Genomic DNA, 26185 nt, shown 5'->3' with positions numbered 1-26185 from the left:
GGAGGGCTCGTCCTCTCGATAATCTGGGGCGCGCGCTTGCGCCCCGCCGCCGGTTCGGCTAAGGGGCTGTGCTTCATGCACTCCAGCCCGCCGGAAGAGCCGTGGCGAAGTCGAAGAAGCCAGTCGCGATCATCATGGGGTCCCAATCCGATTGGGCCACGATGCGGCATGGGGCCGAGACGCTCGAGGCGCTCGGCGTCGGCTATGAGACGCGCATAATTTCCGCCCATCGCACGCCGGACCGGCTCAGCGCCTTCGCCAAGGGCGCCGAGGAGGAGGGCTTCGAGGTCATCGTCGCCGGCGCTGGCGGCGCGGCCCATCTGCCCGGCATGACGGCGGCGCATACGACGCTTCCCGTGCTCGGCGTGCCGATCGAGACCGCGGCGCTCTCGGGGATGGATTCGCTGCTCTCCATCGTGCAAATGCCGGGCGGCGTGCCGGTGGGCACTCTGGCGATAGGCAAAGCCGGGGCGATCAACGCGGCTCTCTTGGCCGCCGCCATTCTCGCCCGCGGCGACGCCGAGCTCGACGCGCGGCTGAAGGATTGGCGGCGGCGTCAGACCGAGCAGGTCGCGACAACGCCCCGCGACGACGCATGACGAAAACGACGATGCTGCGTCCCGGCTCCACCATCGGAATTTTGGGCGGCGGCCAGCTCGCCCGCATGTTGGCGAGCGCCGGCGCGCGGCTCGGCCTGCGCGCCCATGTGTTTTCGCCCGCGGCCGATGATCCGGCCTTCGAGGTCTGCGCCGCGCGCAGCGTCGCCGCCTTCGAGGACCAGGCGGCGCTCGCCGCCTTCGCGGTTGCGGTCGACGTCGTCACTTACGAGTTCGAGAATGTGCCGGCCGAGACGGCGGCGTTCCTCGAGGCGCATTCGCTCGTGCGGCCAAATCCGCGCGTGCTGGCGTTGACGCAGGATCGGCTCACCGAGAAGAATTTCGTTCGCGGCCTCGGCATAGAGACGGCTCCTTTCGAGAATGTCGAGAGCGTCGACATGCTGGCGGCCGCTGTGGCGCGTCTCGGACTGCCCTCCATTCTGAAGACGCGGCGTTTCGGCTATGACGGCAAGGGTCAGATCCTGCTGCGCGAGGGCGCCGATCTTTCCGCCGCCTTCCAGTCGCTCGGCGGCGCGCCTTGCGTTCTCGAGGGCTTCGTGCCCTTCGCGCGCGAGGTCTCGGTGGTGGCGGCGCGCGGGGCGGACGGCGCCTTTCGCGCCTATGACGTCTGCGAGAATGTCCATGAGCATCATATTCTCGCGCTGACCGTCGCGCCGGCGCGGATTTCGCCGCAGACGGCGGCGGCGGCCGTCGAAATGGCACGCAAAATCGCCGAGGCGGCCGATTATGTCGGCGTGATCGCGGTGGAGATGTTCGTCGTCGAGGCGGCGGGCGGCGAGCGGATCGTCGTCAATGAGATCGCGCCGCGCGTGCATAATTCCGGTCATTGGACGCTGGACGGCGCCGTGACCTCGCAATTCGAGCAGCATATGCGCGCCGTCGCCGGCTGGCCGCTGGGCTCGACGCGCCGCCATGGCGCTCGCGTCGAGATGCGCAATCTGATCGGCGAAGAGGCCGATAAATGGCCCGAGCTCCTCGCGGAGGAAGGCGCTTGTCTCCACCTCTACGGCAAGAAGGAGACGCGCCCCGGCCGCAAGATGGGGCATGTGACGCGGGTGTTTTCATAGGCGCGGCGATCGGGAGTCGGCCGCGAATGATCGATCGCCTTCTCGGCGCGCCGCCGTTGCGCGCCGAGAAGAAGCTTAGTCGAATTTCACACGGAATGTGCCGCCGAAAGCGCGCACTTCGGAGGGGGACGGCAAGCCGATCGACGCCGCGGCCGTGCCACTGCCGACGCTGAAGGAGCTCGCTGGGCGCGCGTCGAACGCATTCTTGACCCAGAAGCCGAGACTATATTTTTCATCGTCTGTGCGGAGGCCGACGCCGGCGTTCACGATCGCAAAGTCCGGCTGCCAATACTGGACGACAGAATGTGGGTCGGTCAGCCGCGCCTTGTCGGACCATGTCACATTCGCATAGACCGAGCCGGTGATCGACCGGTTCGCCAGTTCCGAGACGCTGGTGAACAGCACGCCGAGCGGGCGGTCATAGTTGAAGCCGGCATTGATGGTCCACATCGGAATGCCCTCGACACGCGTGTTGGAGCGCGACAATGTCGAGGGGGCGGAGACGCCGCCGACATTCAAGCTCGCCGGCCAGGACCAGTCCGCGGGGGCGGAAGCCTTGTCGTAGGAGACATATCGGGCGTCGGTGAAAGCGCCAGTATAGCTGAACCGCAGGCCTTCGATGGGGCTTTTCCATCGTCCGTCGAACTCGAAGCCGCGCAAGCGTAGCAGCGGCACATTGGAAAGATAGGAGACCGATACCGGGTTGCCGTCTTGATCGTGGAGAATCTCGTTCTGGCTGGCCTGATAATTGAAGAGGTCGTTCCAGTAGAAATTGAAATTGGCGATGAGCGTCTCGTCGAGCCATTTCGTCTTCACGCCGATCTCATAATCCCAGGATACGTCCGGCTTGTTGAAGACCGGTGGGAAGGCGACGAATTTGAGGCCGGACCACACGGGGTTGGCGCTGGTGTTCACCGCCGCGACCTTCTCGCCGCGGCCGACGAGGCCGTAGAACAGTAGGTTGTCGTCGTATTTATATTGCGGGTTGAAGATGCCGGTCACCGAATTGCGAAAAGGCAGCCTCTGACCGCCAGTGTCGCCGAAGCCTCTGGAACCGGCCCCGAGGATCGCCAGCTGCTGCGCGCCTATGTCGATTCCCGGAACGAGATCGAGCCAGTTGATGACCGAGCCCTGGCGCATCTCATAGCTGTCGCGCAATCCGAAGGTGAGCGCCCATTGCTCATCGATGTGATAAGTCGCATTGCCATAGGCGGCGAATTGAAGGTCGCGCGATTTTGTAAAGGACCAGTTTCTGATGCCCTTTGCATAGGTCGAGCTTCCGTACCATGCGGCCATGTCGGAGCCGAAATCCGTATGGTGCATCTCATTGCCGGCGTCCTCATAGACCGAATAGAAGCCGACCCGCCATTCGAGTTCCTGATCCTTGGGAGACGCGAGCCGGAATTCTTGCGACAGCTGGCCGACCTTGGTGTCCATGCCGGTGCTCTTGAGCTCGACCAGATTATTGCCGTCACTGAAGCCGTGCTGCTTGTTGCCTGCGAAGCCGTAAGCCGTGATCGCGGTGAAAGTGTTGTCGCCGAGCTGCCAGTTCAGCTCGTTGGAGAAAGTGTAGACATAGGCGGGATCCGTGCCCTGCCGCGTCAACGCCGCGTCATAGGGCCTCCAGAGAAAGGCCGGCCTGCCGAGCCGTTTCAGAAAATTCTGCGCGAATGTGGCGGCAGGAACCCGGCCATTCGCATACATCAGATAGGAGTCGCCCGTCGGGCCCGTGACATAGTCGTTATATTCATTCGACGAGCCATAGCTCGCGATGAAGCGATCGGTGACGTCGTCGCCGGTGAAGAGCAACTGCCCGCGCACGCCCCAGCGATTGAAATTCAGATAGCCGGCGCCGCTGACGATGTCGTGGAAATAGCCGTCGCTCTTGTCGAAATAGCCACTCAGGCGATAGGCGAGCTTGTCGTCGACGATCGGTCCCGTGACATTCACTTTTTCGGTGATGCGGCCGTAATTCCCATAGGAGGTCTCGATCGTCGCCTTGCGCGTGAAGGACGGCAGTTGCGTACGTAGGATGATGTTGCCGACCGTGGTGTTCTTGCCAAAGGCGACGCCTTGCGGACCGAGCGCGACCTCGACCGATTCGAGATCGACGAAGTCACCCCATTGGAAGGCGGGGTAGATCCAGAAGACATTGTCGATCATGAAGCCCGTCGCCGATTGGGAGCCGACGCCGGTGCCGCCGCTCGCTATGCCGACTCCGCGGATCGAGGCGCGCGAGCCGTGGGGTGTCACAGTATTCGGCCGGTAGCTCGGAAGCTTCTGCGCGAAATCGTCCAGACAGAAGAGATGCTCGCGCTCGGCTTGGACGGGATCGATGACGACGATCGCGCGTGGCGTCTTCAGCACCTCCTCCTTGCGCCGCTCGCCGGGGTCTCCGACTGTGACCTGAACGTCTTGGATTTGGGCCGCATCCTGGGCCATCGCCGTCGATGTCAGCCCCGCCGCCGCATAGATGGCGAAGGATGTTCTCAATGCTGTTCCACGCAGAGTCTCGACGCCAATATGTTTCATTCTTATACCCCCTCCGCTCGCTCAATATAACATATTACTAGTAGTTTTATATGATTAAAGCGAGTCCGATTTGAGGGCTGTCGCGCATAGGCCGCGCACGGCGAGGCCGAGCGCGGTGGCATACAGTTTTGCCGATTTTTATAGGATTTTGGGACTATGCATCGCGGCCCGGCTCGAAGGGCTGGTGTCATCCAAAAATCCGTCTCGAATGGATAATATCCTACAAAAAATATATAATTATAAGAGCGCGGCGTCTCCCGTCCGGCTGGCGCGTGGCCGATCCTGCCCGGTGACGCCTGAAACTCAATGGAGGCCGATCCGGACGCGGTGTTCGCTCGCCGCGTCGAGATTGCGCTCCACCAACGGGGCTATGCCGGCGGCGATTCTCACGACGCCCGCCGCATTGGGGTGAATATGGTCCTCCTGCATCAGCGCCGGATGTCCGAACACGCCGGCGAGGAAGAATGGATAGAGCGAGGCGCCCCAGCGCGCCGCGAGCTTGGGATAGATCTGATCGAAAGTCACATTATAGACAAAGCCGAGCTCGGGCTTCGACAGCATCCCGCCGATGACGACGCGCGTTCCGCGCTTCTTATAGCCATCGATGATCCAGTCGAGATTGCGCGCGACGACGGCCGGATCGGTCTGCATGAGCATGTCATTGCCGCCGAGCTCGACGATGACGACGTCGGCGTCATAGTCCTGCGGCGTCGAGGCGAGGCGGGTGGCGGCGTCGGCCGTCGTGTCGCCGGCCATGGAGCCGTTGACGACGTCGACATTGCGATAGCCGTCGGCGCGTAGCCGGCGCGCCAGCGCCGGGCCGAAGCCATAGCCTTCGGGGACGCCCAGGCTCGTGCTGAGGCTGTCGCCCAATATCAGCAGCTTGAGCGGCGTAGAGGGCTGGCTCCGCGCAGGCGAGCCATGGATCGAAACGGCGAGCGCGATCGCGGCGCCGAGCGCGGCGCCGAAACGGAAGAATTCGCGGGCCATAATTCACCTCGAACGCGTGAATTGAAACGAGGCGATCATAGGGACGGCGTGTCAAGCACCCGTAAAAAAAGCCCGGCGCATTCGCCGGGCTTCATGACTTTCAAGCCGAGAGGCTTTCCGTGTTTCATCGAAACACGGAAAGCCTCTCGGATTTTGTTTTGACGCGTTTCCGACGCCGAACCGGTGTCCACTTCGGCTGGAAACGCTCTAGCTGAACCGTTACTCGGCGAATTCCATGATCACCGCATCGACGGCCAGGCTATCGCCCGGCTTGGCGGCGATCTTCTTGATCGTCACATCGCGCTCGGCGCGCAGCACATTTTCCATCTTCATGGCTTCCACCATGCACAGCGGCTCGCCGGCCTTCACCTCCTGCCCCTCGATGACGTCGATCGTCTTGACGAGGCCGGGCATGGGGCAGAGCAGATGTTTGGAGACGCCGACATTCTTCTTCTTCGGCATCAGCGCGTTGAGCTCGGCCTCGCGCTGGGTGAAGACGCGCGCGTCCACCGCCACGCCCTGATGCGAGAGCTGGAAGCCGTTGAGGATCGGCCGCACCTGCACATAGAGGGCGGCGCCGTCGATGGTTCCCTCGAAGACGGGGTCGCCGGGCCGCCAGGAGGAGGAAATGCGCCGCGTGCGGCCGTCCTCCTCGTCGAAGTGGACGATCAGCGCCTCGCCCTGCGTGTCCAGCGTTACATGGAAAAGCTGGTCGCCGAGCGCGCAGACGCGCTTGCGCTCGAACTCGAAGGGGCGGCCATGGGCGAGCTGGCCGCTGATCAGGCGTTTGCGCTCATTGCCGATATGGTCGACGAGCGCGGCCACCGTCGCCAGCACATGGGCGACCTCGCCGTCCGGCTGCGGGGCGGCGAAACCGCCCGCATATTCCTCGGCGATGAAGCCGGTGGAGAGCCGGCCAGAGCGCCAGCGCTCATGCTGCATCAGCGAGGCGAGGAAGGGGATATTGTGGCGAATCCCGTCGATGACGAAACGATCCAGCGCATTTCCCTGGGCGTCGATCGCCGCGAGGCGGTCGGGGCCATGGGTGACGAGCTTGGCGATCATCGGATCGTAATGGATCGAGATCTCGCGGCCTTCGGCGACGCCCGTGTCGTTGCGCACGGTGATCGCGCCCTCGCGCTTCTCTTCCGGCGGGCGGTATCTCACCAGCCGGCCGATGGAGGGCAGGAAATTGCGGGTCGGGTCCTCGGCGTAGATGCGGCTCTCCACCGCCCAGCCGTTGATTGTCACCTTCTCCTGGCGCAGCGACAGCGGCTCGCCGGCGGCGACTCGGATCATCTGCTCGACAAGATCGATGCCGGTGATGAGCTCGGTGACCGGATGCTCCACCTGCAGGCGGGTGTTCATCTCGAGGAAGTAGAAGCTCTTGTCCTGCCCCGCGACGAACTCCACCGTGCCGGCGGAATCATAGTCCACCGCCTTGGCGAGGGCGACGGCCTGCGCGCCCATGGCGGCGCGGGTCTCCTCGTCGAGCAGCGGCGAGGGGGCCTCCTCGATCACCTTCTGATTGCGGCGCTGGATGGAACATTCGCGCTCGTTGAGGTGAATCACATTGCCGTGCTTGTCGCCCAGCACCTGAATTTCGATGTGGCGCGGATTGAGGATGAATTTCTCGATGAAGACGCGGTCGTCGCCGAAGGAGGAGGCGGCCTCCGAGCGGGCGCGGTTGAAGCCCTCGACCACTTCCTCGGCTTTGAAGGCGACGCGCATGCCCTTGCCGCCACCGCCGGCCGAGGCCTTCAGCATGACCGGATAGCCGATCTCATTGGCGATGCGGACCGCCTCTTCGCCGTCCTGGATGACGCCGAGATAGCCCGGCACGACGCTGACATTGGCGGCTGAGGCGAATTTCTTCGACTCGATCTTGTCGCCCATCGCCTCTATGGCGCGCGGATTGGGGCCGATGAAGACGATCCCGGCCTCCGCCAGCGCCCTGGCGAAGGCGGCGCGCTCGGAGAGAAAGCCATAGCCCGGATGCACGGCCTCGGCGCCGGTCTCCTTGCAGGCCGCGACGATCTTGTCGATGAGCAGATAGGATTGCGCGGCGGGGGGCGGACCGAGATGGATCGCCTCGTCGGCCATTTCGACATGAAGCGCGTCGGCGTCGGCCTCCGAATAGACGGCGACGGTCTTGATGCCCATGCGGCGAGCGGTCTTGATGATGCGACAGGCGATCTCGCCACGATTGGCGATCAGAATTTTACGAAACATGCGCGCCCCGATACATGCGGAACGGCGCGCCTGCCGTTTTCGATTGCCGAAAAAAGCGGGCGCGCCGGGATTTGATCGTCGTCAGGCCTTGGCCTCGGTCGCATCGTCCGGGTGGTTGATCTCCACCTTGTCGACGATGCCGAATTCCTTGGCTTCCTCGGCGGACATGAAGTGATCGCGATCGAGAGTCTTGTCGATCGTCTCATAGTCGCGGCCAGTGTGCTTGACGTAGATTTCGTTGAGACGCCGCTTGATCTTCATAATGTCCTCCGCATGGCGGAGGATGTCCGAGGCCTGGCCTTGGAAGCCGCCCGAGGGCTGATGCACCATGATGCGGGCGTTGGGCAGGGCGATGCGGTTGCCGGCCTCGCCGGCGCAGAGCAGCAGCGAGCCCATGGAGGCCGCCTGGCCGATGCACAGCGTCGCGACCTTGGGCCGGATATATTGCATCGTGTCGTAGATCGCGAGGCCGGAGGTCACCACGCCGCCCGGCGAGTTGATGTAGAGATAGATCTCGCGCTTCGGGTTCTCGGCCTCGAGGAACAAGAGCTGGGCGATGATGACCGAGGCCATATGGTCCTCGACCTGGCCGGTCAGAAAGATGATTCGCTCGCGCAACAGGCGCGAATAGATATCGAAGCCGCGCTCGCCGCGGCTCGTGTTCTCGATCACCTGGGGGATCAGATATTGATTGTAGACGTCGATCGGATCACGCATCTGTTTTGCGCCTTTTTTAGATTTGACTGGCCTGCGACCGGAGCGCCGTGAGGGCGAGAGCGTCGTGCTCCCGGCCTCGCGGCGCCTCTTCGACCCGCCGTTTCTTTCCCCCGATTTCGAGTGAAAGCCACGAGCCAGCTTTTGACTCGTTGGTAGCATATTGCGGCAGGCCGTCCAGACACAAACCGCAAAAGAGGCGCGCGGGAACCCCGGGGCCGCCCTTAGAGCGCTTTCCGATCGAACGGAATCGTTCGATCGATCAGAATTCGCTCCTCCGAAAGTAGATCACTATCCGATCCAATCGGATAGTGATCTCGGGGCCCCGGGTCGGCAGGCCGGATCAGGCGGCGGGCTGCGCCAGATCGTCGTCTTCCTCGGCCGCGAGGAGCTCCTCGCGGGTGACGGTCTTGTCGGTGACGCTGATCTTGGTCACCAGATGGTCGACGACCCGCTCCTCATAGAGGGGCGCGCGAATCTGGGCGAGCGCCTGCGGATTGTTGCGATAGAAGTCCCACACCTGCTTCTCGCGGCCCGGGAAGGCGCGCACGCGCTCGACCAGCGCGTCGGTCACATCCTTGTCCTCGACCTTCACCCCGGCGCCTTGGCCGATCTCGGCCAGCACCAGGCCGAGGCGCACGCGGCGCTCGGCGATCTTACGATATTCCGCGCGGGCGGCGTCTTCCGTCGTGCCCTCGTCCTCGAAGCTCTTGCCGGAGCGCTGACGCTCGGCCTCGAGCTGGTTCCAGATCGTGTCGAACTCCTGGGAGACCAGCCCCTCGGGCAGCTCGAAGGAGTATTTTTTGTCGAGCGCGTCGAGCAGGGCCCGCTTCAGCTTGGCGCGCGAGGCCTTGGCGAAATCCGCCTCCAGATTGCCGCGCACGGCGAAAGTGAGCTCGGCGAGCGATTCGAAGCCGTATTTGGCGGCGAAAGCGTCGTCGATCGGCAGCTCCGCAGGGGCGGCCACGCCCTTGACCGTCACGTCGAATTCGGCGTCGCGGCCAGCGAGCGTCGGCACGCCGTAATCGTCCGGGAATTTCACCTTGACGACGCGCTGCTCGTCCTTGGCCGCGCCCTCGAGCTGCTCCTCGAAGCCCGGAATGAAGGAGCCCGAGCCGAGCACCAGAGCGACGTCGCCGCCGGTCCCGCCCTCGAAAGGCTCGCCGTCGAGCTTGCCGGTGAAGTCTATGGTGACGCGATCGCCCTTGGCGGCGACGCCCTCCTTGTCCGCAAATTCGCGGATGCGGTCGGCGAGGTCGGAAATGGCCTTCTGGACCTCCTCCTCGGCGACTTCGGCGATCGGGCGTTCGACCGTGATATCGTCGAATGTGCCGATCTCGATCGCCGGCAGAACCTCGAAGGCGACCGAATAGGAGAAGTCGCCGTCCGCCTCCAGCGCCTTCTCGACCGAGGCCTGGTCGGTCGGGAAGTCGAGGCGCGGCTCCATCGCGACGCGCAGGCTATTGTCCTCGACGATCTTGCGATTGGCCTCGTTGACGGCCTCCTGCAGGACCTCGCCCATTATGCCCTTGCCGTAGATCTTCTTGAGATAGGAGATCGGCGCCTTGCCGGGGCGGAAGCCCTTGATCTGCGCCTTGCCGCGCAGCTCGACGAGCTGGGACTCGAGCTTGGCGGCGAGCTCCCCGGCCGGGAGGATCACCTTGAATTCGTGTTTCAAGCCCTGCGACAGGGTCTGCGTCACCTGCATGTCGTTCTGCCTTCTCGAATCTCGACCAGTCCGGCGTTCGCCGGGAAAATATCTCTGCCGCCGGCGTGCGTCGCTGGTGCGGGCGGAGGGAGTCGAACCCCCACGACTTGCGTCACCGGAACCTAAATCCGGCGCGTCTACCAGTTCCGCCACGCCCGCCGCCCCGACGCGCAAACACCCGACGAGCCGCCGGCTCGACGGGGCGAAACGCCAAAGGACCGAAGCGCCGAGCCGTCCGGCGTCGAAACGCTCGCGGCGACGATCGAAACACCGGCTTCGAAATACCGGCGTCGACGCGCGGACGCCGCCACGCGCCGGCTCGGGCGGGGGGTCTATAGCACGGTCGGCCGCCGGCGCTAAAGAAAATGTCACGCGCAGACCCTGTTGAAAGCCGAGCGCCGGTCGGGCCATATGCGGCGGCGAGGAGAAATCGGAGAGCCCATGCCGCCCAAATGCTCACGCCGCGCCGTTCTGGGCGGAATCGCCGCGACCCTCGTTTCCCTCGACGCGCGCGCCGAGCCGGCGGCCGGCGGGACCAAAACGCTGGAAGCGCGCAAGGGGACGGCGCGCCTGCTGCCGGAGCCCGCCCATGCGACGGAAATATGGGGATTCGGCGGGAAGACTCCCGGGCCGCTGCTGCGCGTCGCGCAGGGCGAGGACCTCGCCGTCGGCCTCGTCAACGGCCTCGACAGGCCGCTCTCCCTCCATTGGCACGGCATGCGCGGCGACAACGCGATGGACGGCGTCGCTCCGCTGACCCAGGCGGAGGTCGCGCCGGGCGGGCGATTCGATTATCGCCGCAAAATGGCCGACGCCGGCCTCTTCTGCTATCGCCCCTCGGTGTTCGGCGCGACGCCGGAGCTGATCGGACGCGGCCTCAAAGGCCTGCTCGTCGTCGACGAGCCCAAGCCGCTGGAAGCCGACGCCGATCTGCTGCTCGTTCTCGACGATTGGCGGCTGGACAAGGACGGAGCGATCGAAGGCGATTTCGCCGCGCCCGCCGCCGCGGGCGCGGCCGGGCGCATCGGAACGCTCGTCGCGGTGGACGGCGCGCCGGCGCCGGCGCGCCGCGACTTTGCGCCCGGCGCGCGCATCCGCCTGCGCTTCGCCAATCTCGCCAATGCGCGAATCATGTTCGTCGGCTTCGAGAATATCCAGCCTTTCGTGGTCGCCGTGGACAGCCAGCCCTGCGACGCTTTCGAGCCGGTGCGGCGCACCATTCCCGCTGCGCCCGGCGCGCGATTCGAATTGCTGTTCGATCTGCCGCCGGCCGAGAATGCGAGCGCAAAGCTCGTCCTGCGCGGGATCGACGAGCCCGACCGCGATCTGGCGATCCTCACCACGAGAGGCGCCAAGGCGCGCGCCCGGCCCGCCATAGCGGCTCTGCCGCAGAATCCGCTGCTGCCGACCGAGATCAAGCTGCAGGCGGCCAAGAAGGTTGATCTCATATTGGAGCCCCCGGCGTCGCCCGGCGCGGGCTGGCGCGTCAACGGCGCGGCGAGCAAGGCCTATGGCGGGCCGCCGCTGTTCCAGGTGAAGCGCGGCAGCCCGGTGACATTCGGCTTCGTCAATCGCGCCGAGGTTCCGGTCGTCATGCATGTGCACGGCCATTGCGTGCGGCTTCTTCATGATCTCGACGACGGATGGGAGCCTTACTGGCGCAATGGCGTCGTCGTGCCGCCCGGCAAGACCAAGCATGTGGCCTTCGTCGCCGACAGCCCCGGCAAATGGGCGGTCCATGACGATATTCTGGAGCACGAGGCGGCCGGACTCGCGGCCTGGTTCGAGGTGAAGTGACTGGCAGACCAGCGAATTCGAGACACCCCGGTTGCACAGCGCGACCGCCCCGTGCAATATGACGAGGTCGTCGTTTCACGCTTAGAAAAGTGACTTCCCGAGGTCGTCTTGGACGCCCTCTCGCCGATCGGGGTAACTCTACGATAACCGATCTCGAATAATAGCATGTAACTGCACTGAAATAGGGCTACTTTTGCGACGACGAGCTCCAGTCGGGGCGCTACACACATCGACTTGCGACATCGACTCCCGGAGTGGCCATGGCGACGGCAGCCTTGGAGCATAAGCTTCGAAATCCGCATGAGTTTCCTGATTGGGAATTCCAGAATCTCGAGGTCGCTTACGAGGCCGAGAGCCGTTCTGTGTGGATGAATTACAAAACGACGGCGCCGCATTGCTTTAGTCTCGCGATGCTTCTCGAAGCCGTCGAAGTGCGCGAGTCGCTGCGGGCGCTTGCCGAATCTCGTTACGCCGAGCGCTGGCCGATCCGCTATTTCGTGATGAATTCCAACAAGCCCGCGGTCTTCAGCCTGGGCGGCGATCTGGCGACCTTCGCGACCTCGGTCAGAAAGCGGGACAGGGACAGCCTGCTCACCTATGCCTATGTCTGCATCGATGTGATGTATGGCCTGACATCGGCTTTCGGATTGCCGCTCGTCACTGTTTCCACGGTTCGCGGCCAATGCCTCGGGGGAGGCTTCGAGGGAGCCATGGCGACCGACTTTCTGATCGCCGAGGCGAGCGCGAAGCTCGGCGTTCCCGAGGTCGCCTTCAACACTTTTCCCGGCATGGGCGCCGTGACCTTTCTCAAGCGCCGATTGGGCGCGGCTCTCGCCGAGCAGATCATTGCGACGGGCGCGGCTCATTCGGCGACGCAAATGCACGAGTTCGGGATCGTCGATGTGCTGGCGCCCGACGATCGCCTGCGTGAGACCGCGCTCGCCTGGATGTGCGAGGGCGGCGAGGAACGGTGGATGCGACGACGCGCGCTCGCCGATTTGCGCCGCGATTGCTTTCCGATCACGCGCGATGAGCTCTTGCGTGTCGTCGAGCTCTGGGTGGATTGCTCGTTTTCGATCGGCGAGTCGGATTTGCGTCATATGGAGAGGTTGGTCGCTGCGCAGGGGCGACTTTCGGGCCAGAAGCCGAGATCGGCGCAATAATGCTCCGCGGGCCCGCGGCAGCGAACTGGAAAGACCGTTCCATGTCGTCGAACGTGAATGCGAACGACACAGAGAATCGAGAGGTTCGCGAGGAAATCCACCGCGACCTCGTAGAGACGCTCTTCGGCACGCCCGGTTCGTTCGCGGCTGGACTGGTCGGAGGGTTGATCGCGCCGGTGAGCGCATGGCTGATGACCGGTCGCGATGTCTATATCGTGCTGACGGTGGTCATGGTGTTTTTCGCCGCCTATCGGCTCTATGTTCTCTATTCCCACACCATGACGCCCGTCGAGATCCGCCGCCGCGACGCGCGACTGTGGGAGATCCGCTATGCGGTCGGCGGCGTCGGATTCATGACCGCGGTCGGGCTCAGCGTCGCGATCCTCTTCTCGGAGCATCACAACGAGGTCGGCGGCTATTACGGCATAGTGATCATGATGAGCGGCGTCGGCATGCTGGCCGGACGCAACGCCGGGAGCCCGCAAATCGTCTATGCGCAAATGGTCGGCCTATGCACTCCGCTGACGATCGCGGCTCTGCGTCATGACGATCTGCGCTATTGGGGGCTCGCGTCGATTTTCGTCCTCGTCATGGTCTCATTGCGCTCGACGACGAAATTCCTGCACGGGAATCTCGAATCCGCGCTGCGCAACGGGCGAGACGCCAATATACAGCGCAGGCGGTTCAAATCGGCGTTGAACAGCATGAGCCATGGCCTGTGCATGGGCAATTGCGACAAAACGCTGACGGTGGTCAATCGCCGCCTGCTCGAGTTTTTCGACATAGCCGAAGACGGCGCGCCGACGACGCTGGGGGGGCTTTCGCGGCGGATCGCCGATAAGACAGGCATGTCGGAGTCCGAATGGCGCGCATTCGCGGAGCAATGGGAATCGCATTCCACGCTTCCTCGCACGAGCGTGTTTTCCCGTGAGATCGGCGCCCGAATTTTCGATTTCCGCTGCGAGCCGGCCGACAATGGCGCCTTCGTCACCGTCGTCGAGGATGCGACCGAGCAGCGTCGCGCGGCGCGCGAGATCGAGCGCATCGCGCATTTCGACACATTGACCAATCTCGCCAACCGTTTCCAATTCCAGCAGCGATTGGAGCGCGATCTTCGGCACATTCGCAAGCGCGGATTGAGCCTCGCCATGCTCTGCATCGATCTCGATCAGTTCAAGGAGGTCAATGACACGCTCGGCCATACGATCGGCGACCTTCTCCTCTGCGCGGTCGCCGAGCGTCTGCGCGACTGCGTGCGCTCCGTCGACATGGTCTCCCGCTTCGGCGGCGACGAATTCTGCATTCTCATGCATCCGACGATCGAGACGCCCCCGGCCGACGCGCTGGCGCGGCGCGTCATCGAGGCGATCGCCCGCCCTTATGTCATCGAGGGGCACACGATCGTGATCGGCGCGAGCGTCGGCCTGTGCGTCGCCCCGCGCGACGCGATGTCGGCCGAGGGCCTGCTGAAATGCGGCGATCTCGCAATGTATCATTCGAAGGCTGCGGGACGCCGGCAGGCCATATGGTTCGAGACGGCGATGGAGGATGCGCTGCTCAGCAAGCGGCGCATCGAGCGCGAGCTGCGCGAGGCGCTGCGGAGCGAGACGCTCGAGGTCCATTATCAGCCGATCTTCGACGCGCGCGATCAGTCCGTGTCGACCTGCGAGGCGCTGACCCGTTGGCGACATCCGCAATTGGGCTATGTGCCGCCCTCCGCCTTCATTCCGATCGCGGAAGAGACCGGGATGATCGTCGAGCTCGGCGAATGGGTGCTGCGCCGGGCCTGCCGGGACGCGCATCTCTGGCCATCCGCGGCGCGGGTCGCCGTCAATTTCTCGTCGAGGCAGTTTCAGCAGCCCGATATGGTCGAGCGCGTCCGCAGCGCGCTCGAGGCCGCGGCGTTGGAACCCTGGCGCCTCGAGATCGAGATCACCGAATCCACGCTCATGCAGGACACGGAGGACGCCGCCGCCAAGATCGAGGCGCTGCGCGCGCTCGGCGTCCGCCTGTCGCTCGATGATTTCGGAACCGGATTCAGCAGCCTGGGCTATCTAAATCGTTTTCCGGTCGACAAGGTGAAGCTCGATCGCAGCTTCGTGTCGGAGCTGAGCGTCTCGGGCAAGACCCAGGCGATCATCGGCGCCGTCTCGCTCCTGACCGCCGAGCTCGGCATCGATCTCGTCGCGGAGGGGGTGGAGACCCATGAGCAGCGGGCGCTCCTCCTCGCGAAGAATGTGTATTTGATGCAAGGCTTTCTCTTCAGCATGGCGAAGCCGCAGGACGAGCTGGCTCTGCTCTTCGCCGGCGCGGCGCGCGGCGGCAAGCTGAAGGTCGTGGCCTGACGGTCGGCCGGCGCCGGCGACGCGCGGGCGCTGGCCGACGCGCCGGGGATCAGACACGGCGGCTCGCCGCGGCGGCGGCGGCCGCCTGCCGGCGAACCGGCGGCGCGCTGATGCGCTGAGCGCGAAACATGCTGTAGGAGGAGTTGTAGCGGCGTCCGCACTGCCGCACATAGCTCTCCGCGCCCATGAGACCTTCTCCGTTTTCGACGATGTGCTTGACCAGGCAGAGCTCGTGCATCTGCTCGGCGGTCAATATCTCGCCATTTTCCATGAGCCGCTCCGCCTTCACGAAGCCGAGCTTCTGCGCGAGCGCGCCATAGACGCCGACCGCCGAGGCGAGATCGGCCTCGAAGCAGAAGCGCGCATAGCGATCCGCCACCATCATCGAGCAGGACAAAGCGAAGTCGAGATCCGCTCCGTTCAGATAGGTTCTGGCCCATGCGATCGAGATCACCGGAGCGTCGAGGATGAGGCGAGCGGTCGCCGACGCCAGCTCGTCGAAGCCGTCTGCGGCGACAGCTGGAGCGTCGTCGCAATGCGCGAAGTCGAAAACCAGATATTTGAGCCCCGGCAGATGCCCTTCCGAAATTCTACGGAGCAACAAGGTCAAGCCGTCGATGCTGTCTCGATCGAAACCGCAGGCCAGTTTGCTCACCAAGATCGTATCCAGCTCATCCATGCGGTGGATCTCCAGCGATGAGCGCTGGCGGATGAAATCGAGCGGATCCGAAAAGTCGGAAGGTGAAACATAAGTCTCGGTGGCGACAGCGGAGGTGATGTCGTTTTTCGAAACTACCGCATTCATGTTTCGTCTCCTATCTGGAATGGTTTCGCAATTCTTACCGAGTTACTTAAATTTTTAAAGAATTTTCGGCTGCGTCTTCGGTCATGGTTAATTTCTGTGTCCAAAAATTACGTACGTACCCCAGAGATTCGAGCCGACTGAGCAGGTTGCGACTTTTTGCCGCTGGCGGGATATTCAACTTGCGAGACTCCCGCCCGAAAGTGCGGATTCGACCCGACCGGCGACGGAAAGGGGAGGCGGAAATCCGCATTCGACGTCTGCGGCGCATGGCGGACCGCGGCATTTTCGCGCTTTCGCGTTCGCAGGCGAAAACTTCGCCCCTATGTCGATGAGAGTGTGTGCTAAAAGCCGGGAGCGACAGTTGGCCCGTCGGGCCCAAGTCGTATCGCGGTCGAAGTCGTATCGCGGTCGTTGACGCCACAGTCGGCGAGAGTGAGTGCTGCAGCCGCTCGCAGAAGCGGTGAAAACATGGATAGGGAGAGGAAAGATGAATCTTCGACTTCTGGTCGCTCTTGCCATGGCGACGGCCGGACTGGTCGGCGAGGCCCATGCGCATGGCGGCGTGAGCCTCGATTCCGGTCAGTGCATCATGAAGATCGGCCCCGACACGATGAACTTCACCGGCTATCAGCCGCTGAAATCGCGCGAGGTCTTCTGCGACGACATTCCCGATGTCGGCCCGACCATCATCGTGCTGGACGCGGTTCAGGACGAGCTGCGCGACATGGCGCTGGAAATCCGCATTCTTCGCAATGTGGGACAGACCGACGACAACGAGAATCTGGAGCAGAACACGGAAGTCTATGTGCCCGCGAAGAAATACCGCACCGGCACGCTCAACTTCGAATATAATTTCACCAAGAAGGGCGACTTCATCGGCCTGGTGAAAGCGAAGGCGGACGACGGACGCGAATATGTCTCGCGCTTCCCCTTCGCGGTCGGCACGACCGAGGACAAGAATATCATCATCGCCGTGTTCTTCGCGGTGCTCGGCCTCGTCGGCTTCGGGCTCTGGTACAAGAACAGCTTCATCGACAAGAAAAAGAAGTCGGCCTGACCGCCACAGAGCGAATGCTTCGGCCGGGTGAGGACCCGGCCGGAACGCGCCTTTTCATTTCGAGCGTGTTTATTTCATCTCGACGATGCGTCCGTCGCAGAGCGTGACGCGGCGATCCATCTGATCGGCGAGATCGAGATTATGCGTCGCGACCAGAGCGGCGAGGCCGGTGTTGCGCGCGAGCGTCAACAATGTCGCGAAGACATGCTCCGCCGTGCGCGGATCGAGATTGCCGGTCGGCTCGTCGGCGAGCAGCACATGCGGCGCATTGGCGACGGCGCGAGCGATGGCGACGCGCTGCTGCTCGCCGCCCGAGAGCTGCGAGGGAAGGTGCCGCGCCCGCGCGCCGAGCCGCAGATAATCCAGCAGCTCGGCGGCGCGCCGCTCCGCCTCGCGGCGGTCCAGACCGTTGATCGCCTGCGGCAGCGCGACATTCTCGAGCGCCGAGAATTCCGGCAGCAGATGATGGAACTGATAGACGAAGCCGATCGTCGAGCGGCGCAGGCTGGTGCGCTCATTGTCGCTCATGCTCGATGTCGCGCGTCCGCCGATGATGACCTCGCCATCGTCGGCGCGCTCCAGCAGGCCGGCGATATGGAGCAGTGTCGATTTGCCGGCGCCCGATGGCGCGACCAGCGCCACCGTCTCGCCGGCCGAGAGGGCGAGATCGGCGCAAAGAAGAATGTCCAGCCGCCCATCGCCTTCGCGATAATGGCGGGCGACGCCGGAAAGCTCGAGAACGGTCATGGGGCTCACTCGTGGCGCAGCGCGTCGATCGGATCGAGGCTCGCCGCTTTCCAGGCCGGATAGATGGAGGCGAGAATGGCGAGGACGAGCGTCATGACGACGACGAGCGCCACCTCGCGCGGCTCGACGATGGAGGGCAGGCGCGACAGGAAATAGAGCTCCGCCGGAAACAGATTGGCGTGCATGAGCTTGTTGAGCAGCAGCCGGATCGCGTCGAGATTCTTGGCCAGCGTCAGGCCGAGCAGAAAGCCGGCGAGATCGCCGACGATGCCGATCGAGGCGCCGATGATGAGGAAAATGCGCAGCACCGCGCCGCGCGTCGCGCCCATGGTGCGCAGAATGGCGATGTCGGAGGATTTGTCCTTCACCAGCATGGTGAGGCCGGAGACGATATTCAGCGCCGCCACCAGCACGATCAGCGTCAATATGATGAACATCACATTGCTCTCGACCTGCAGCGTGTCGAAGAAGGTCTTGTTGCGCTGCCGCCAGTCGGTGAGCATCAAGGGCCGATCGATATTGGCGTCTATGTCGGCGCGGAATTTGTCGACGGCGTCGGGCGCGTCGAGAAAAGCCTCGATCACCGTCGCCTCATTCTCGTGGTTGAAGAACAATTGCGATTCGGCGAGCGGCATATAGACGAAGACTCGGTCGTATTCCGACATGCCGATCTGAAAGATCGCCGTCACCGGATAGGCTTTTATGCGCGGCGCGACGCCGAAGGGCGTCGACGCGCCTTTGGCGATGAGAATGCTGATATTGTCGCCGACGCGCACGCCGAGCGTCTCGGCGAGGCGCTGGCCGATGGCGACGCCGCCGCCGCTGTCGAAGCCCTGGAAGGTTCCGTCCTTCACATTGCCGGCGAGCCCGGGCAGCCGCAGAACGTCCTGCTCGCGAATGCCGCGCACCAGCACGCCCGACTGCCCATAGGGAGAGGAGACGCCGGCCGCGCCCTCCACCATAGGCACGACCAGCTTCACGCCGGGGAGGCGTTGCATTCGCGCCGTGACCTCGGTCCAGTCGGTCAGCGGCCGCTCGGCCGCCTGCACGAAGGCGTGGCCGTCTATGCCGACGATCTTATCCATCAGCTCGTGGTGAAAGCCGTTCATCACCGACATCACGACGATGAGCGTCGCGACGCCCAACATGACGCCGAGAAAGGAGAAGCCGGCGATCACCGAGACGAATCCATTGGCGCGCCGCGCCCGCACATAGCGGAAGGCGACGGCCCATTCGAAGGGCGCGAAGACGCGCGTGCGCGGCGGCGGCTCGATCTCGACATCGGAGGACAAAGTAGATTCGCTCATTCCGGCATTGTGCCCATCCGCTCGAGCCTTTCAAGCGCGCCACAGAAATGGGCGTTTCTCATGAGACAGCGGCGAATCGAAGGCGGGACGCGCACGGCGAGGGGCAGAAAGACGACAAGGGTTCCGAGCGGGTCGGGTTCCGAGCCGGTCGAGTTCCGAGCTTGTCTCGCGCGGCCAGAAAAATTAACGCTTGGCCCTTAATTTGCTGCACTGCGGTCACCACCTCGACGTTCGGCGGTGGGCAATCGAGGAGGACGACACATGGGTTCGATCGCCCAGCTGAAGAGCGCGCCGCGCAAGGCGCATGGCGCTGTCCACGACAATGTCGAACTCGATCGCTTCGAGCTCGATCTCGAAGACGGCACGGCCGTCGCTTATTATCGTCTGGCGCCCGGCGCCCTCGTCTTCACCCATACCGAGACGCCGCCGGCGCTGCGCGGCAAGGGCGCGGCCTCGGAGCTGATCCGCGGCGCGCTGGAATGGGCGCGGGCGCGGGGCCTCAAGGTTGTTCCCGAATGCTCGTTCGTCGCCGATTATATCGCGCGTCACCAGGAATTCGCGGATATCGTCCTTCGCAAATCGGCCTGAGCGGTCCGAGCCGGCATTCCTCGCTTCGCCGACGAACGCCCGCTCGGAATCGTTGGAAGCAGCGGGATTTTTATCGAAGAGCTGGTTCCTGCTTTTTTTAAAATTCCGCTCAGCCCTCGTCCGATAGCGCGAGCCATTGATCTTCGGCGTCGGCGAGCGCCGTAGCGAGATCGGCGCGCTGCTGGGCGAGACGATTCGCCTCCTGCGGATTGCGCGAAAAAGCGTCGGGATCGGTGAGCGCGGCATCGACGCGCGCCAGCAATTCACCGAGTTTCTTCATGCGCTCTTCCGCAGCCGCGAGCTTGCGACGCGCCTGGCCGGCGTCGCGCTTTCCCTCGACCCGGCGTGGCTTCTCGCGCGGCTCCTCTTCCTCTTGCTTGCGCGCGTCCCCATTGGCGCGGGCCAGCACATAGCGGGCATAATCGTCGACGTCGCCGTCGAAAGCGCGCACAGTGCCGCCTTCGACGAGCCATAGCTGGTCGGCGCAGGCCTCCAGCAGATAGCGATCATGCGAGACGAGCACGATCGCGCCTTCATGGGCGTTGATCGCCTCGACCAGAGCGGCGCGGCTGTCGATGTCGAGATGGTTCGTCGGCTCGTCGAGAATGAGCAGATGCGGTCCGGCGAAGGAGGCGACGCCGAGCAGCAGCCGCGCCTTCTCGCCGCCGGAGAGACGCTCGATCTTCGTTTCGGCGCGCGCGCCGGAAAAGCCGGTCTGGGCGGCGCGCGTGCGAATGCGCGCCTCGGGCGCGCCGGGCATCAGCGCCGCGAAGACGGAGTAGGGCGTATCCTGCTCGTTCAGATCGTCGATCTGATGCTGGGCGAAGAAACCAGCCTCGAGCTTCGCCGCCCGCACCACATTGCCGCTCTTGGCCTCGAGACGCCCCGACAGCAGCTTGGCGAAGGTCGATTTGCCATTGCCATTGGAGCCGAGCAGGCCGATGCGGTCGTCATTCGAGAGGCTCAGCGACAGGCGCGACAGCACCGTGCGATCGCCATAGCCGACGCTGACATTTTCAAAGGCGATGATCGGCGGCGACAATGGCTTTTCCGGCGAAGGCAAATAGATGGGCAGCACCTCGTCGTCGACGATGGCGGTGACCGGCTCCAGCCTGGCGAGCATTTTGAGGCGCGACTGCGCCTGCCGCGCCTTGGTCGCCTTGAAGCGGAAGCGATCGACGAAGGCCTGCAGCTCGCGGCGTCGCTCCTCCTGCTTCTTTCCCGCCCTGGCGGCGAGCGCGCGCGCCTCGAGCCGCTGCGCCTCGAAGGCGCTGTAATTGCCCTTGTAGAGCGTCAGCCGGCCGCGCTCGAGATGCAGAATATGCGTCGAGACGGCGTCGAGCATGTCGCGGTCATGGCTGATGACGACGATATTGGCGGGATAGCGCGCGAGATAGTCGACGAGCCAGAGCGTGCCCTCGAGATCGAGATAATTGGTCGGCTCGTCGAGCAGCAGAAGCTCCGGCTGCGAGAACAGCACGGCGGCGAGCGCGACGCGCATGCGCCAGCCGCCGGAGAATTCCGAGAGCGGGCGCCGCTGCGCCTCGGGGTCGAAACCGAGGCCGGAGAGGATAGCCGCCGCCCGCGCCGGCGCCGCATGGGCGTCTATGTCGACGAGGCGGGTCTGGATCTCGGCGATCTCATGGGGGTCGGTCTCGGTTTCGGCGCGCTCCAGCAGCGTGGCGCGCTCGATGTCGGCGGCGAGCACGAAATCGACGAGCGCCGTGGGTCCGCCCGGCGCCTCCTGCTCGACGCGGCCGATCTTCAGCTTGGCGGGTAGCGATATGGTTCCGGTCTCGCCTGCGATCTCGCCGCAGATCATGCGGAACAGCGTCGTCTTGCCGGCGCCGTTGCGGCCGACGAAGCCGGCCCGCGTCCGCGGGGGCACGAAAACGGAGGCCTTGTCGAAGAGAAGCCTCGCGCCGAGCCGGTAGGTGAGATCATCGATGGAGAGCATGGCCTCGCCTCTAGGGCCTTTGCGGTCGATGTGCAACGTCGGCGCCAGGGGAAAGGGTCCGCAGAGGACGGGGAGCTGCGCGGAGAGGCTTGCGACAAAGGCCTTCTTGGCGCTTGTCAGCCCGAGCGCGGCCCTCTATATCTGCGCCCGCTTCGCGCCGGCCAGCCGCCGGCGCAGCCCGCGCCCATCGTCTAGAGGCCTAGGACGTCGCCCTTTCACGGCGAAAACACGGGTTCGATTCCCGTTGGGCGCGCCAGTCGCGACGGCTTCCGGTTCACCCGATCCCAAAAACCCGCTCGAACAGCCAGTACGCGCCGAAACAGGCGATGACGCCCGAGCCTGCGCGCACCAGGCGCGGATCGCGCAGCCCATGGGTGAAAATCCTGTCGATCGCCAGAAGCAGCGGCAGAACGACGAGCACCACGCCGATCTGCCCGGCCTCGACGCCGAGATTGAAGCTCGCCAGCGCCGGAACCAGCGCGCGCTGCGGCACGCCGATCTCGATGAGGCCGCTCGCAAAGCCGAATCCATGGATGAAGCCGAAGACGAAAGTGTCGCGCCAGCGGCCTTCGACCTTGCAGGTGAAGAAATTCTCGACCGCGACATAGATGATCGACAGCGCGATCGCGATTTCCACCCAACGGCTCGGCAGATCGACGAGACCGAGCGCCGCCAGCGACAGCGTCACCGAATGCGACACGGTGAAGGCGGTCACCAGCTTCACCACTGGCCAGACGCGCGTCGCCCATAGCATCACTGCTATCAGAAAGCACAAATGATCATAGCCGGTCATGATGTGCTCGACGCCGGCGGCGAAAAACTTCGGCGCGAGCTGCCAAGGCGTCAGCAGCGGCTTGGAGAGATCGACCATCGCGTCGCCGGGGAAGATCATCACCTCGCCCGGCGCCGGCTCCAGGCCCTGGAACTGCGCCTCGGTCAGGCGCTCCCCCGCGTCGCGTTCGCCGACGCCGACGAGATGTTTGGCGCGCTTTCCCTGCGCCTCGAGCAGCTTGAACGGATTGTAGAAGATCTGGCCCGAGACGGCGCTGCAATCCATGCGCAGCACGACTTTGGAATCGCGCGGATTGGCCGGATCCGCGCCCACCGAGACGATTTCGCTCGGGCAGGTCGCGCCGGCCTCGTTCTGTAGCGCGACGCGGCTCTGAATGAATTTGCCGATCATCGCCTCGATCACACCCGGCTCGGTGAGATCGACATCGGTCTGGCTCGGCTTATTCTCGGCGAACATGCGCTCGATGTCGGCGCCGAGGAAGCCGACATCGACGCGATAATGGCCACTCCCTTCGGGAACGATGCGGCTGCTGGAAATATCGGCCGTATGGGCCTTCGCCGCCCCCGCGCCGCCGAAACTCATGAGAAGGACGATGAGCAGAGCGATCGGCGAAGGCGCCATTCCTGTCGACTCCCATTCCTGTCGACGTCCATTCCTGTCGACGTCCATTCCTGTCGACGTCCGGTCCTGTAGACGCCCTTGACGCCTTGCGACAAGGCGACGTATGCATAATATCAAGCTAGTGCATATCACGCTCGCGCTGACAAGTCGAAGGCGGCTCGGGCTTGGCTCGGCTCGCCGTGCGGCCGTCTGCTGCTGCGCCGCACAATCGCAGGTGGAACGGAGCGCCTTGCTCGAGCTCGAGAGGCCGCCTAGCATCGACGGATGCACGACAAACGGAAACCATGATCCTTCGCGCCGCGGCTCCCGCTAGCAATCCACCTCGAACCGACGTCGCTCGACAGACTCCTGCGCGCAGCGGCGCACTACTGCTGCTCGGTCTGGCGATGTTTCTGTCGATCGCACCGGCTCCACGCGCCTCGGCGCATGGAAGCGGCTCAGAGACGATCGTCGACGATCGCCTGCCGCGCTCGGCGGCGCCTTCGGCGATCGGGATGCTCGCGCCGTCGCAGCCGCCGCCGATGGCGGAGCCGCCCATTCTGCTCGCCCATGCGATCGTCGTGCGCATGTCTCCGCCGCAGGACGGCGCGGCCGCCGGGAATATCGGCAAAGTCGATGTCTGGTATGACGCGGGCATAAGGGACGCCTTCGCCGCTCTGGCGGTGATCAGCGCCGCCGGCGAGCGCGTCGACAAGCGCGACGCGGCGATCGACAGATCCGATCCCGCCCATGTCTCGGTGAGCGTCAATCCGCTCGCGCCCGGCAAATATACGGTTCGCTATCGTGCGCTGTCGGCGGATGGCCATCTCGTCAGCGGCGCCTGGAATTTCGAGGTGCGGCCTTGAGAGGCGCGGTGGCCCGCGGTGAGCGGCCGGCTTCGCGCGATGCGAAAACGCCGCTCGACAAAGGGAAAAGGAAACAACGACGATGAGCCCGAACGGCCGGATGAATCTGATGTTGTTCCTTGCCGTCATTCTGATCGCCGGCGGCAATGTCGCCGCCTTCTCTTATTCATTCTGGGGGCCGTCCTTCAATTTATATTGGAATGATTTTCTGGACGCGCATTTCTATCGGCCGGCCGTCAAGGCGGGCGATCGCACCATGGCGAATTGCCTCAAGGTGAGCGACTTCTACTCCGCGCGGCTGACGACCTATTTCCTCGCAGATTCGGACCAGAGCGCCGGAGGGCCGACGAACGACCTCAGCAAATATGACGAATATTGCGATCGGCTTCCCGGAACGGGAAAGGCCATCTTTTCCGTCACGCTCATGGAGAAAGATGTGAGAGGGCAATCGGTCGCGCTCTCTTTCTACAAGACCGACCCGAAAGGGGCGCTGGAGCTTTTGACCTCCGTGCCGTCCAAGCCACGTCCCGCAGGCTTTGTGACGTTGGAGTCTTCGCTCGACCACAGAGGGAAATATGTTCTCGAGCTCGCCTTCGGCGAAGGCAAGAGCGAAGAGGACAGGATCGCGATGCCGATCTCCGTCGGCCAGTGACGAAGGTCTAGAGCGTTTCCAGCCGAAGTGGACGCCGGTTCGGCGTTGGAAACGCGTCAAAACTCTATGCGTCATGCCGGCGGCGCCGGGCGCCGCCGTGCGCGGCGCTTGTGACTCCATCGCAGAAAGCCGGTCACATAGAGGAGGAGGGGCGCGAGCCCCGTCAGCAAAACGAGCGAGCGGCCGAGCGCGCCGAAGGCCTCGCCGCAATGCAGCGGAAACAGCCACTCCAAGACCCTCTCGCCCGCGGTGAAATCGTCCCGGTCCTGCGCCTGCAACACGCGGCCGCTGTAGCGATCGACGCCGACATTGCGGAATGTCTTGGTCCGGTTGGGCTCGTCATCCGACTGTTTGCCGACGACATAGACGCCGTCATCGCCGCTCGGCAGGAGAATCCAATGCAGCCGTCCGGCGGGGAAAACTTTGTCCGCGATCGCGACGGCCGCGTCGAGGCCGATCGGCGCCTGGCCGGGAACAGGCGTCGATTTTCCATAATCGGGCTCGGAACGCACCGGGGAGATCAACGTCGCCAGCGAATGCGTCGCCGGCTTGAAGATCATCGCGATACCGGTGGCCAGCGTCACGAGCAGGAGAAGCGCGAAATAGACGCCGACGCTCCGATGCGCGTCATAGGCGATCCTCTCCGGGCTCGCGCCCCATTTGATCGTCAATCCCAGCCGCCAATCGCCATTGCGCGGCCGCCAGAGCCAAAGCCCCAAGAGAATCGAGAGGAACAGGAGAAGGCCGATCGCGCCGACGAGATAGGCGTTGTTCGCGCCGAGCAGCAACGTCCAGTGAAACGCCATGACGATCTGGACCAAGGGCTGCGAAAACACATCGTCGCCATGCGAATATAAGCGGCTTCCGGTGACCTTGGCCGTATAGGGATCGACGAACAGTTGGTGGAAATAAGTGTCGAGATCGTCGGTCTCGACCATATAGCTCACGATCGCCGCCGCATGCGCATGACGCGGGAGCGTGAGGCGCTCCGGCCTGCCTTCCGCCGGCGTCGCCGCGGTCGCCGCCGCGAGAATTTCATCCAGCGGGCGCGGGGACGACCGCTCCGGCGCATCCACGCGCATGAGCGGAGCGTTCAGCCATTCGTCTATGTCTTCGCGAAAGGCGAGCACGCTGCCGCTGAGTCCGATGAGGACGAGGATCGCGCCCGCGAAGAGGCCGATGATGCGATGGGTCGCCTGAAATATTTTGCGGCCCAGCTCGTTTCGACCCATGATGGACGCCTCCGACCGACATCTCGTCTCTATCCCTCGGAGCGCGGCGAGATTTCGGTTCGGCTGCGCCCGCGCCTTAAAGCGTTTCCAGCCGAAGTGGACACCGGTTCGGCGTTGGAAGCGCGTCAAAACAAAAGCCTAGAGTCTTTCCGTGTTTCAATGAAACACGGAAAGACTCTAGGGCCGACGGATGGGAGCCTCTTGCGGCGGACGTGTCAACGGCGCGGATCGCCGGGCTTTCGAGGCGAGCTCGCCCGGGCTCGAGGCGGCGCCCGCGGAGAAATTCCGATTTGCGGAAATCTCGGATCGGCGGAAATCTCGGATTTGCGCGTCGGGAGGTTTTTGTTCTCGGGCGCAAATGTGTAATATCGATCTGTCGAGGCGCCGGCCGCCATGTCGCGCTTCGAGTGGGCGAT

At 64.0% G+C, this 26185-nt stretch carries 20 protein-coding genes and 2 tRNA genes; 10 read left to right on the top strand and 12 right to left on the bottom strand.

Annotation, left to right across the window (positions count from 1 at the left end):
* Positions 1-134 precede the first annotated feature (134 nt).
* Positions 135-599, top strand: a complete 465-nt coding sequence (gene purE, locus AC6IY7_RS18015; RefSeq protein WP_497782884.1) for a 5-(carboxyamino)imidazole ribonucleotide mutase — start codon at positions 135-137, stop codon at positions 597-599.
* An 11-nt stretch (positions 600-610) separates the two neighbouring features.
* The gene (locus AC6IY7_RS18010; protein WP_497782883.1) at positions 611-1684 is read left to right on the top strand and encodes a 5-(carboxyamino)imidazole ribonucleotide synthase; all 1074 of its coding nucleotides are present in this window, start codon (positions 611-613) and stop codon (positions 1682-1684) included.
* A 75-nt stretch (positions 1685-1759) separates the two neighbouring features.
* Here the strand turns inward: AC6IY7_RS18010 and AC6IY7_RS18005 are convergent, their stop codons facing one another.
* The 6 genes from AC6IY7_RS18005 to AC6IY7_RS17980 all read right to left on the bottom strand — a co-directional run bounded on the left by AC6IY7_RS18005 (position 1760) and on the right by AC6IY7_RS17980 (position 10019).
* Positions 1760-4216, bottom strand: a complete 2457-nt coding sequence (locus AC6IY7_RS18005; protein WP_497780766.1) for a TonB-dependent receptor — start codon at positions 4214-4216, stop codon at positions 1760-1762.
* A gap of 303 nt (positions 4217-4519) precedes the next feature.
* Entirely contained in the window at positions 4520-5206 is a 687-nt protein-coding gene (locus AC6IY7_RS18000) for an arylesterase (RefSeq protein WP_497780765.1), read from the bottom strand.
* Positions 5207-5425: 219 nt separating this feature from the next.
* Positions 5426-7438, bottom strand: a complete 2013-nt coding sequence (locus AC6IY7_RS17995; protein ID WP_497780764.1) for an acetyl-CoA carboxylase biotin carboxylase subunit — start codon at positions 7436-7438, stop codon at positions 5426-5428.
* Positions 7439-7519: 81 nt separating this feature from the next.
* Positions 7520-8155 carry an ATP-dependent Clp endopeptidase proteolytic subunit ClpP gene (gene clpP, locus AC6IY7_RS17990; RefSeq protein ID WP_497780763.1) on the bottom strand — a complete coding sequence of 212 codons (636 nt, stop codon included), beginning with the start codon at positions 8153-8155 and terminating at the stop codon, positions 7520-7522.
* Positions 8156-8495: 340 nt separating this feature from the next.
* The gene (gene tig / locus AC6IY7_RS17985) at positions 8496-9860 is read right to left on the bottom strand and encodes a trigger factor (protein ID WP_497780762.1); all 1365 of its coding nucleotides are present in this window, start codon (positions 9858-9860) and stop codon (positions 8496-8498) included.
* 74 nt (positions 9861-9934) lie between these two features.
* Positions 9935-10019 (bottom strand) — tRNA-Leu (locus AC6IY7_RS17980).
* A 282-nt stretch (positions 10020-10301) separates the two neighbouring features.
* On the opposite strand from AC6IY7_RS17980, the gene AC6IY7_RS17975 reads away from it, so the two are divergent.
* The 3 genes from AC6IY7_RS17975 (at position 10302) to AC6IY7_RS17965 (ending at position 15165) form a co-directional block, all read left to right on the top strand.
* Complete coding sequence (locus AC6IY7_RS17975; RefSeq protein WP_497780761.1) at positions 10302-11657, top strand: multicopper oxidase family protein; 1356 nt, start codon at positions 10302-10304, stop codon at positions 11655-11657.
* A 260-nt stretch (positions 11658-11917) separates the two neighbouring features.
* Positions 11918-12820: a crotonase/enoyl-CoA hydratase family protein gene (locus tag AC6IY7_RS17970; protein ID WP_497780760.1), complete on the top strand. Its 903-nt coding sequence runs from the start codon at positions 11918-11920 to the stop codon at positions 12818-12820.
* Positions 12821-12861: 41 nt separating this feature from the next.
* Positions 12862-15165, top strand: a complete 2304-nt coding sequence (locus AC6IY7_RS17965; RefSeq protein ID WP_497780759.1) for a putative bifunctional diguanylate cyclase/phosphodiesterase — start codon at positions 12862-12864, stop codon at positions 15163-15165.
* A gap of 49 nt (positions 15166-15214) precedes the next feature.
* On the opposite strand, the gene AC6IY7_RS17960 is transcribed toward AC6IY7_RS17965, so the two are convergent.
* Positions 15215-15970: a Clp protease/crotonase-like domain-containing protein gene (locus AC6IY7_RS17960; protein ID WP_497780758.1), complete on the bottom strand. Its 756-nt coding sequence runs from the start codon at positions 15968-15970 to the stop codon at positions 15215-15217.
* A 487-nt stretch (positions 15971-16457) separates the two neighbouring features.
* Between AC6IY7_RS17960 and AC6IY7_RS17955 the strand changes: the two genes are divergently transcribed.
* Complete coding sequence (locus AC6IY7_RS17955; RefSeq protein ID WP_497780757.1) at positions 16458-17027, top strand: hypothetical protein; 570 nt, start codon at positions 16458-16460, stop codon at positions 17025-17027.
* A 69-nt stretch (positions 17028-17096) separates the two neighbouring features.
* On the opposite strand, the gene AC6IY7_RS17950 is transcribed toward AC6IY7_RS17955, so the two are convergent.
* Together AC6IY7_RS17950 and AC6IY7_RS17945 are read right to left on the bottom strand one after the other, a co-directional pair.
* Positions 17097-17774 (bottom strand): ABC transporter ATP-binding protein, encoded by a 678-nt coding sequence (locus AC6IY7_RS17950; protein ID WP_497780756.1) that lies wholly within the window; start codon positions 17772-17774, stop codon positions 17097-17099.
* A gap of 5 nt (positions 17775-17779) precedes the next feature.
* Positions 17780-19081 carry a lipoprotein-releasing ABC transporter permease subunit gene (locus AC6IY7_RS17945; protein ID WP_497780755.1) on the bottom strand — a complete coding sequence of 434 codons (1302 nt, stop codon included), beginning with the start codon at positions 19079-19081 and terminating at the stop codon, positions 17780-17782.
* A 261-nt stretch (positions 19082-19342) separates the two neighbouring features.
* Between AC6IY7_RS17945 and AC6IY7_RS17940 the strand changes: the two genes are divergently transcribed.
* Positions 19343-19669, top strand: a complete 327-nt coding sequence (locus AC6IY7_RS17940) for a GNAT family N-acetyltransferase (RefSeq protein ID WP_497780754.1) — start codon at positions 19343-19345, stop codon at positions 19667-19669.
* Between the two features lie 109 nt (positions 19670-19778).
* Here the strand turns inward: AC6IY7_RS17940 and AC6IY7_RS17935 are convergent, their stop codons facing one another.
* A complete protein-coding gene (locus AC6IY7_RS17935) occupies positions 19779-21626 on the bottom strand; it encodes an ABC-F family ATP-binding cassette domain-containing protein (protein ID WP_497780753.1) in 1848 nt (615 codons plus the stop codon).
* A gap of 180 nt (positions 21627-21806) precedes the next feature.
* Here AC6IY7_RS17935 and AC6IY7_RS17930 point away from each other — a divergent pair.
* Positions 21807-21882: transfer RNA gene (locus tag AC6IY7_RS17930), tRNA-Glu, on the top strand.
* An 18-nt stretch (positions 21883-21900) separates the two neighbouring features.
* Here the strand turns inward: AC6IY7_RS17930 and AC6IY7_RS17925 are convergent.
* A complete protein-coding gene (locus tag AC6IY7_RS17925) occupies positions 21901-23040 on the bottom strand; it encodes a HupE/UreJ family protein (protein ID WP_497780752.1) in 1140 nt (379 codons plus the stop codon).
* A 284-nt stretch (positions 23041-23324) separates the two neighbouring features.
* On the opposite strand from AC6IY7_RS17925, the gene AC6IY7_RS17920 reads away from it, so the two are divergent.
* Together AC6IY7_RS17920 and AC6IY7_RS17915 are read left to right on the top strand one after the other, a co-directional pair.
* Positions 23325-23885 carry a copper resistance CopC family protein gene (locus AC6IY7_RS17920; protein ID WP_497780751.1) on the top strand — a complete coding sequence of 187 codons (561 nt, stop codon included), beginning with the start codon at positions 23325-23327 and terminating at the stop codon, positions 23883-23885.
* Between the two features lie 82 nt (positions 23886-23967).
* Complete coding sequence (locus tag AC6IY7_RS17915) at positions 23968-24537, top strand: hypothetical protein (RefSeq protein WP_497780750.1); 570 nt, start codon at positions 23968-23970, stop codon at positions 24535-24537.
* A gap of 71 nt (positions 24538-24608) precedes the next feature.
* On the opposite strand, the gene AC6IY7_RS17910 is transcribed toward AC6IY7_RS17915, so the two are convergent.
* The gene (locus tag AC6IY7_RS17910) at positions 24609-25769 is read right to left on the bottom strand and encodes a PepSY-associated TM helix domain-containing protein (protein ID WP_497780749.1); all 1161 of its coding nucleotides are present in this window, start codon (positions 25767-25769) and stop codon (positions 24609-24611) included.
* Positions 25770-26185: the final 416 nt, after the last annotated feature.

The sequence above is a fragment of the Methylosinus sp. is20ea genome (assembly GCF_059718135.1).
This window is presented reverse-complemented; position numbering and strand designations above follow the sequence as displayed.

Bases quoted from the DNA above. Each gene is read 5' to 3' on its own strand.
- AC6IY7_RS18000 (WP_497780765.1), bottom strand. From the start codon at position 5,206: ATGGCCCGCGAATTCTTCCGTTTCGGCGCCGCGCTCGGCGCCGCGATC.
- AC6IY7_RS17995 (WP_497780764.1), bottom strand. From the start codon at position 7,438: ATGTTTCGTAAAATTCTGATCGCCAATCGTGGCGAGATCGCCTGTCGC.
- AC6IY7_RS17955 (WP_497780757.1), top strand. From the start codon at position 16,458: ATGAATCTTCGACTTCTGGTCGCTCTTGCCATGGCGACGGCCGGACTG.
- AC6IY7_RS17945 (WP_497780755.1), bottom strand. From the start codon at position 19,081: ATGAGCGAATCTACTTTGTCCTCCGATGTCGAGATCGAGCCGCCGCCG.
- AC6IY7_RS17910 (WP_497780749.1), bottom strand. From the start codon at position 25,769: ATGGGTCGAAACGAGCTGGGCCGCAAAATATTTCAGGCGACCCATCGC.
- AC6IY7_RS17965 (WP_497780759.1), top strand. From the start codon at position 12,862: ATGTCGTCGAACGTGAATGCGAACGACACAGAGAATCGAGAGGTTCGC.
- AC6IY7_RS17975 (WP_497780761.1), top strand. From the start codon at position 10,302: ATGCCGCCCAAATGCTCACGCCGCGCCGTTCTGGGCGGAATCGCCGCG.
- AC6IY7_RS17920 (WP_497780751.1), top strand. From the start codon at position 23,325: ATGATCCTTCGCGCCGCGGCTCCCGCTAGCAATCCACCTCGAACCGAC.
- AC6IY7_RS17950 (WP_497780756.1), bottom strand. From the start codon at position 17,774: ATGACCGTTCTCGAGCTTTCCGGCGTCGCCCGCCATTATCGCGAAGGC.
- AC6IY7_RS17940 (WP_497780754.1), top strand. From the start codon at position 19,343: ATGGGTTCGATCGCCCAGCTGAAGAGCGCGCCGCGCAAGGCGCATGGC.
- AC6IY7_RS18010 (WP_497782883.1), top strand. From the start codon at position 611: ATGCTGCGTCCCGGCTCCACCATCGGAATTTTGGGCGGCGGCCAGCTC.
- AC6IY7_RS18005 (WP_497780766.1), bottom strand. From the start codon at position 4,216: ATGAAACATATTGGCGTCGAGACTCTGCGTGGAACAGCATTGAGAACA.
- AC6IY7_RS17915 (WP_497780750.1), top strand. From the start codon at position 23,968: ATGAGCCCGAACGGCCGGATGAATCTGATGTTGTTCCTTGCCGTCATT.
- AC6IY7_RS17925 (WP_497780752.1), bottom strand. From the start codon at position 23,040: ATGGCGCCTTCGCCGATCGCTCTGCTCATCGTCCTTCTCATGAGTTTC.
- AC6IY7_RS17935 (WP_497780753.1), bottom strand. From the start codon at position 21,626: ATGCTCTCCATCGATGATCTCACCTACCGGCTCGGCGCGAGGCTTCTC.
- AC6IY7_RS17960 (WP_497780758.1), bottom strand. From the start codon at position 15,970: ATGAATGCGGTAGTTTCGAAAAACGACATCACCTCCGCTGTCGCCACC.
- AC6IY7_RS17970 (WP_497780760.1), top strand. From the start codon at position 11,918: ATGGCGACGGCAGCCTTGGAGCATAAGCTTCGAAATCCGCATGAGTTT.
- clpP (WP_497780763.1), bottom strand. From the start codon at position 8,155: ATGCGTGATCCGATCGACGTCTACAATCAATATCTGATCCCCCAGGTG.
- tig (WP_497780762.1), bottom strand. From the start codon at position 9,860: ATGCAGGTGACGCAGACCCTGTCGCAGGGCTTGAAACACGAATTCAAG.
- purE (WP_497782884.1), top strand. From the start codon at position 135: ATGGGGTCCCAATCCGATTGGGCCACGATGCGGCATGGGGCCGAGACG.